Annotated in this window: 5 protein-coding genes and 1 pseudogene; 1 reads left to right on the top strand and 5 read right to left on the bottom strand. The window is 73.3% G+C overall.

The genetic code is table 11. The annotated features are described in order from the left end of the window. Nucleotides 1–44 precede the first annotated feature (44 nt). The 4 genes and pseudogenes from ACY34K_RS18335 to ACY34K_RS18320 all read right to left on the bottom strand — a co-directional run. Nucleotides 45–719 carry a response regulator gene (locus ACY34K_RS18335; protein WP_462748283.1) on the bottom strand — a complete coding sequence of 225 codons (675 nt, stop codon included), beginning with the start codon at nucleotides 717–719 and terminating at the stop codon, nucleotides 45–47. Continuing rightward, nucleotides 716–2,143: a sensor histidine kinase gene (locus tag ACY34K_RS18330; RefSeq protein ID WP_462748281.1), complete on the bottom strand. Its 1,428-nt coding sequence runs from the start codon at nucleotides 2,141–2,143 to the stop codon at nucleotides 716–718. The genes ACY34K_RS18335 and ACY34K_RS18330 overlap by 4 nt, the downstream gene beginning before the upstream one ends. Then, nucleotides 2,140–2,961, bottom strand: coding sequence for an ABC transporter permease (locus ACY34K_RS18325; RefSeq protein WP_462748279.1), 822 nt, complete (start codon nucleotides 2,959–2,961; stop codon nucleotides 2,140–2,142). Before ACY34K_RS18325 ends, ACY34K_RS18330 begins: the two co-directional genes overlap by 4 nt. 377 nt (nucleotides 2,962–3,338) lie before the next feature. Beyond that, nucleotides 3,339–3,887: pseudogene (locus ACY34K_RS18320) on the bottom strand (ATP-binding cassette domain-containing protein); the annotation flags it as partial. A gap of 172 nt (nucleotides 3,888–4,059) precedes the next feature. Here ACY34K_RS18320 and ACY34K_RS18315 point away from each other — a divergent pair. Further along, a complete protein-coding gene (locus ACY34K_RS18315; protein WP_462748277.1) occupies nucleotides 4,060–4,620 on the top strand; it encodes a GNAT family N-acetyltransferase in 561 nt (186 codons plus the stop codon). A 248-nt stretch (nucleotides 4,621–4,868) separates the two neighbouring features. On the opposite strand, the gene ACY34K_RS18310 is transcribed toward ACY34K_RS18315, so the two are convergent. Beyond that, a complete protein-coding gene (locus tag ACY34K_RS18310) occupies nucleotides 4,869–6,554 on the bottom strand; it encodes a P-loop NTPase family protein (RefSeq protein ID WP_462748275.1) in 1,686 nt (561 codons plus the stop codon). Nucleotide 6,555 lies beyond the last annotated feature (1 nt).

The raw sequence follows: 6,555 nt of genomic DNA, 5'->3' as shown, positions 1-6,555 counted from the left end.
CGGCCAGGTAGCCCGGCGCCGGCCCCCCGCCCGCCGGGGCCCTTTCAGGCCGGGCTCACCAGCTGGGTGTCGTACGCCAGAATCACGGCCTGTACGCGGTCCCTGGCTCCCGTCTTCGCGAGAATGCGGCCCACGTGCGTTTTCACCGTGGATTCCGCGAGATGCAGTCGCCGGGCTATTTCCGTGTTCGTCCAGCCCTGGCCGATCACCGTGAGGATCTCCCGCTCCCGTTCGGTCAGGACGGCGAGGCGCGGGTCGAGAGCCGGTGCCGTCGGCGGGGAGGTGGGCGAGGGCGGCAGGTGCTGGACGTAGGCGTCGAGGAGGCGGCGAGTGAGGCTCGGCGCCACCACCGCGTCGCCGCCGGCGACCGCGCGGATGCCGGAGAGGACCTCTTCGGGGAGCGCGTCCTTGATGAGGAAGCCGCTGGCGCCGGCGCGCAGCCCCTCGTACGCGTACTCGTCGAGGTCGAAGGTCGTGAGGATGAGGATCCGGGTGCGGTGGCCGGCGGCGACGATGCGTCGCGTCGCCTCGATGCCGTCCATGCCGGGCATACGGATGTCCATCAGGGCGACATCGGGACGGAGTTCGGAGGTCAGGCGGACCGCGTCCGCGCCGTTGCCCGCCTCGGCCACGATCGACATGTCGTCCTGGCTCTCCAGCAGCATGCGGAAGCCCAGGCGCTGCAGGGGCTGGTCGTCGACGATGAGCACGGTGGTCACTGTGTGGTGTCCTTCGGGAGACGCAGATGGACGCGCCAGCCGCCGGGGGGCTGGGGCAGGGGTCCGGCTTCGACCGTGCCGCCGTACAGGGCGGTTCGTTCGCGCATGCCGGTGAGGCCGCGCCCGCGGCCCAGGGTGTGACCGCGGGCCGGGGTGTGACCGCGGGCCGGGGTGTGACTGTCCTGGGACTGGCCACCCCGGGCGGGGTGCCTCCGGGCGGGGCCGTCCGGGCGGGTGGTGCCTCGGCCGGTGTCCGTCACCGTGACGGTGACCCCGTCGTCGTACGCGACGTCGACCGTGGCCGTCGCGCCGGTGCCGGCGTGCTTCATGGTGTTGGTGAGGGCTTCCTGGACCACGCGGTAGACGGTGAGCTGCTGGCCGGCCGGGAGGGCGTCCGGGGTGCCGTGGACCGTGTAGTGCACCGGCAGTCCGGCGGTCCTGACGCCGTCGACCAGCTGGTCGAGGTCGGTGAGGGTGGGCTGTGGTGCTCGCTCGGCGGCTGCCGGGGCCTCTTCGCGCAGGACGTCCAGGAGCCGACGCAGCTCGGTGAGGGCCTGCCGGCCGGTGGTGGCGATGGCGTCGAGGGCCTGGGTCGCCCGTTCCGGGGACTTGGCGGCGGCGTACCGGCCGCCGTCCGCGAGTCCGGTGATGACGGACAGGTTGTGGCCGATGATGTCGTGCATCTCGCGGGCGATGCGGGCGCGTTCGGCGGCGGCGGCCAGCCGGGCCTGCTGGTCGCGTTCCGTTTCGAGCTGGCGGGCGCGTTCGACGAGGGACGCGGTGTACTCCTGGCGGGTGCGGACCACGATCCCGAGCAGGGCGACGATGGTGAACGACCACAGGCCGGGCACGATCTGCTGGTCCCAACTGCCCTGCGGGTGGCGGACCGCGGCGAGCACGTTCGGGGCCGTGACCAGGGCGACGGCCCACCACAGGGCGCGGAGCGGCAGCCTGAGCGCGATGTTGAAGACCACGATGTGCACGATGAGTCCGGCCTGCAGCATGGCGCCGGTCCAGCCGCTGAGGAAGACGACCGGAGCCGTCGCGGTGAGTACCACCATCGGGCGGGTGCGGCGCCACAGCAGGGGCACGGAGAGGCCGAGGCTCATCGTGAGGACGAGCCAGGGCGGCACGTCCGTGTTGCGGGCGATGTTCCGCCATCCGCCTCCCGCGTCGACGAGCGCGGCCGTGACGAAGAACCCGGTGAGCAGGAGGTCCCAGACGATCGGCCGGCGGCGGTCGAAGGCGCGGATGCGCCGCACGGCCCGTTCTACGTACCGGGTGAGCGGCGGAACGCCCGCGGACCAGTCGTGGTGGTCGCGGGCGTCGCCAGGGGCGGTGCTGGGCCGTTCGGTCACGTGGTCGTCCTCGTCACGTGGATCATCCTCGTACGCGCCCTGCTCGTACGTCCCGTCGTTGCTCATACATCCCGTCGTTTCAGCAGGAACGCCGCCGTGCCGAGGGCGGCGGCCGCCCACAGGAAGAGGGCGAGGAGGGCCGGTCCGGGGGCGGCGGCGGCCGGGAGGGGTTCGGCCGTGCCGAGGGCGCCGGCGGCCTGCGTGGGGAAGTACCTGATGACCGTGTCGACGGCGTCGTACGGGAGCATCGTCAGGATCTCGGGGACGATCAGCACGCCGCCGACGAAGGCGCCGATGCCTCCGGGGACGGAGCGCAGCAGCGCGCCGAGGCCGAGGGCGATCAGGCTGATGAGGGTGAGACCCGCGGAGTTGCCGATGATGGCGGTGAGGACACCGGGGTCGGTCAGGGACGCCTCTTGGTCGGTGCCGGCGAGCAGGGCCTGGGCGGCGAGGAAGGTGACGAGGGCGGTGGCGAGGCTGACGGCGAAGGTCGTCACGGCGAAGACGGCGGCCTTGGCGCCGAGAACGGGGAGGCGGCTCGGGACGGCGGTGAGCGAGGCGCGGATCATGCCGGTCGAGTACTCGCCGGCCGTGACGAGGATGCCGAGGACGGCGAAGCAGATCTGGGCCAGCATCGTGCCGTAGAGGACCAGGAGGACGGTGTCGACGTCGCTGTCGCCTCCGCCGGTGGTGTAGGTGGCGCCCATGATGATGCCGACGCCGATCACCAGGGCGCAGGCCGACAGCACGGTGATCCAGGTGGAGCGCAGGGACCACAGCTTGTGCCATTCGGAACGCAGGACGCGGGCGGTGGTGAGGCGGTACGGTCCCGCGTCCGTGGGGCGGGTGTCCGGTCGGCGGCGGGTCGGGGTGGTGGTGGTCATGCCGCGGCTCCCTTCGGCGTCGTGGTGGTGGCCTGGTATTCGACCGCGTCGTGCGTGAGGTCCATGAAGGCCTGCTCCAGTGAGGCGGTCTGCGGGGTCAGTTCGTGGAGCGGGATGCCGTGGGCGGCGGCGAGACGGCCGATGTGCGGGGCGTCGGTGCCGTGGACGCGCAGGGTGTCGGGGGTCTCCGAGGCCAGCTCGACGCCGGGGGCGGAGAGCAGGGCGAGCAGGTCCGTGACGCGGGGCGAGACGACCTTGACGCTGCTGCCGCCCGCGGCCCGGACCAGTTCGGACACGGTCGTGTCGGCGAGGAGCCGGCCGCGGCCGATGACGATCAGGTGGTCGGCGGTCACGGCCATCTCACTCATGAGGTGGGAGGAGACGAGGACGGTGCGGCCCTCGGCGGCGAGCGACTTCAGGAGGTTGCGCACCCACAGGACGCCTTCGGGGTCGAGGCCGTTGACCGGTTCGTCGAGGATGACGGTGGCCGGGTCGCCGAGCAGGGCCGCCGCGATGCCGAGGCGCTGCCCCATGCCGAGCGAGAAGCCCTTGACACGTTGGTGCGCGACGTCGGTGAGGCCGGTCCGGGCGAGCACTGTTTCGACGCGGCGGCGCGGGATGCCGTGGGTGTGGGCCAGTGCCATCAGGTGGTTGAAGGCGGTGCGGCCGGGGTGGATCGAGCGTGCCTCCAGCAGCGCGCCGACCTCGGTGAGGGGCGCGGGGTGGGCGGCGTAACCGCGGCCCCCGATGGTGGCGCGGCCGCGGGTGGGGGCGTCCAGGCCGAGCAGCATGCGCATCGTGGTGGACTTGCCGGCGCCGTTGGGGCCGAGGAACCCGGTGACGGTGCCGGGCCGGACGGTGAAGCTGAGCCTGTCCACGACGGTCTTGTCGCCGTAGCGCTTGGTGAGTTCATGGGCGCTGATCATGTGATCGACGCTACGGAGCGGAGCGGGCGGGGGCGTCGGACCGGAGACGGCAGTGGAGGCGGAGGCGTAGTACCGGGGTACGACGTACGACGCTCCCCGGGTGGGGCGGGGACCGGCTCCGGCGGTCGGGAAATACGTTGACCGGCGGGATGCGGGCGATGACGATCGGCGGATGGAATATGTGATCCGACCCGTGCGGGCCGACGAGTGGCGCAAGGCCCGCGACATCCGGCTCGACTCCCTGCGGGACCCCGCCGCGCCCCTCGCCTTCCTCGACACCTACGAGGCCGCCGTGGAGCGGCCGGACGACTTCTGGCGGGACCGGACGGCCGGTGCGGCGGAGGACAGCGTGAGCGCCCACCAGTTCGTGGCCGAGGCGCCGGACGGGTCGTGGGCGGGCACCGTCACCGTGCTGGTGGAGCGGCCGGAGGACGAGGTGCGGTTCGGTGGGCCGGCGAAGGTCGACCAGACGCATGTGGTGGGCGTGTTCGTACGGCCCGAGGCGCGCGGCGGCGGGGTGGCGCAGGCGCTGTTCCGGGCCTGTGTGGAGTGGTCCTGGGAGCTGGAGGGTCCGCCGATCCGGCGCGTACGGCTGTATGTGCACGAGCGGAACGCGCGCGCGGAGGCGTTCTACCGGAGGTTCGGTTTCGTGGCGAGCGGCGAGAGCGCGGCCGTGCCGGGGGAGGAAGGGGCGCGGGAGCTGGAGTACGAGATCGTTCGGCCGGGCGGCTGAGCGAACCGCGAACCGCGAACCGCGAACAGTGAACCGCGGACTGTGACCGTGAACCGTGATCGCGAACCCGGGCCGCGGGCCGACCGCGACGGGCGTCGGCCGCGGTCGGCGGTTGGGCGTCAGCGGTCGGGCGTCAGAGGTCAGGGCTGGCGGTCAGGGCTAGCGGTCAAGGGTTCAGAGGTCCGGGTCAGGGCTCAGGCGTCCCGGGTCAGGGCACAGTGGCCCGGGGCAGCGGTCCGGGGTCCGGGTCAGGGAGAGGCGAGGGTGTGGTCCGGCCAGCGGGCGCGCCCCTGTTCCGCCGAGCGGAGCAGGGCGAGTGTCGGCAGGCCCTCGTCCTGACCGCCCGTCAGGAGCGCGGGCAGGTGGGGCAGCGGGGCCACGGCCGCGACGTCGTCGAGGACGAGGGTCATTGGTGGGTCGAGCCGACCGTGGGATGACCGTGCGGCCATGCGACGGCCGTGCTCGACCACGTGTGAGGCGAGCGCGGTGAGGAGCGGCATCGCGCCCGGGCGGGTCCTCGGATCCTCGATCGGTTCACCCACCACATAAAGGGTGCCCCCCTCGTGGATGAATGATTCCAAGGTCAGCGAATCCGTTCGATTTGGTGTGCAAGCCTCGCGGATGTGGACCGAGGAGAGCGACGACAGGGCACGGGCCGTCAGTTCCTGGGCGACCTCGCGGCGTTCGGGGTAGGCGGTGAGCGCGGATTCGAGCAGCCCCGCGTGGCTGTTGGTCGCTTTCGGGTGCGTACGGAGGATGCGTACGGGTTCGTGGGCGCCGTTGTTCTGCGCCCAGCGGTGGACCTGTTTGAAGGGGCGTCCGTCCACGGCGGCGGCGTGCAGCCAGCAGCGCAGGAGCGTCTCCGCCGTTTCGGCGACAGCGGCGTCGATCCGGGCTCTGGGGCGGACGGGCGCGAGCAGCGCGGTGGCGCGGGCGGCGGCCGTGTCGGTGTTCTCGCAACCGTCGGTGGGCGACCAGTGCAGCCGGGCGGGCGTCTCGCACAGGTGCCCCGGGTCGTAGACGAGGACCGGTCCGAGCTTGGCCCGGGCGTCCTTGGTGTCGGCCCACAGGGTGGGGTCGGAGGTGACGACGAGCGCGGCGCCCTCGGCGTCCTGGATGGCCTGCAGGGCGGTGGGCCGCCGGTCGGCGGGGCCGCCGTACAGGACGCGGCCGAGGGGGGCGCGGGGCGCGGGCACCGAAGTGGCGGCGGGGGCGGGGGCGACCGGGGGGATGTGCACGGTCGCGGGGGCTGTCGCGGCGGCGGGCTGCCCGGCGGGCTGCTCCAGGGGCCCGTGAGCCGTGACGGGGTCCGCCTGAGCGGTGGAGGCTTGGTCGGCGGGAGTTTGCGCGGCGGGCGTCGGAGCGGCGGACACGGGAGCGGCAGGCGCATGAGCGGCGGACACGGGAGCGGCAGGCGCATGAGCGGCGGGCGCCGGAGTGGACGCGTACGCGGCCCCGGCGCCGTACTTGGCAGTGGTCACCGGTCTTCCGGCCCGGGTGCCGGACGGGGCCCCGTCCGGCGATCCGGCGACCGTGGCACGCCCGGTGCCCGCTGCCGTGGCGCCGTTCACCGCCGCCGTGCGGGCGGCGCGTACCGCCCGCCAGCGGGCCGTCGTGCCGAGCACGAAGACCGCCAGGACGACCAGCACCATCAGCTCGCCGACGAACAGGCCCCAGAACAGGCCGTACCCCGACAGCTGGGACGCCGGGGTCGCCGGCCAGGCGCCCGCCAGGTCGTGCGGCTGGGACACCAGACCGCGCATGGCGATCGGGGTGTTGGAGAAGGTCACCCCGTCGGGCCAGGCGCCGTGGGCGAAGAGGCCGGCCAGGCCGGTCGCCGTCCACACCAGCAGGGTCAGGCCCAGCAGGAACCCCAGCAGCCCCACCAGGAGGCCGTCGGGGATGCCCCGTTCCGTCTCGTGCCCGCGCCCCATC

It is taken from the genome of Streptomyces sp. STAM6, assembly GCF_054963715.1.
The sequence above is the reverse complement of the archived record's forward strand: the minus strand, read 5'-3'. Positions and strand labels throughout refer to the sequence as shown.

What these genes read in the sequence shown, in the direction of transcription:
- ACY34K_RS18315 (WP_462748277.1), top strand. Translation starts at nt 4,060, where the DNA reads ATGGAATATGTGATCCGACCCGTGCGGGCCGACGAGTGGCGCAAGGCC.
- ACY34K_RS18310 (WP_462748275.1), bottom strand. Translation starts at nt 6,554, where the DNA reads ATGGGGCGCGGGCACGAGACGGAACGGGGCATCCCCGACGGCCTCCTG.
- ACY34K_RS18330 (WP_462748281.1), bottom strand. Translation starts at nt 2,143, where the DNA reads ATGAGCAACGACGGGACGTACGAGCAGGGCGCGTACGAGGATGATCCA.
- ACY34K_RS18325 (WP_462748279.1), bottom strand. Translation starts at nt 2,961, where the DNA reads ATGACCACCACCACCCCGACCCGCCGCCGACCGGACACCCGCCCCACG.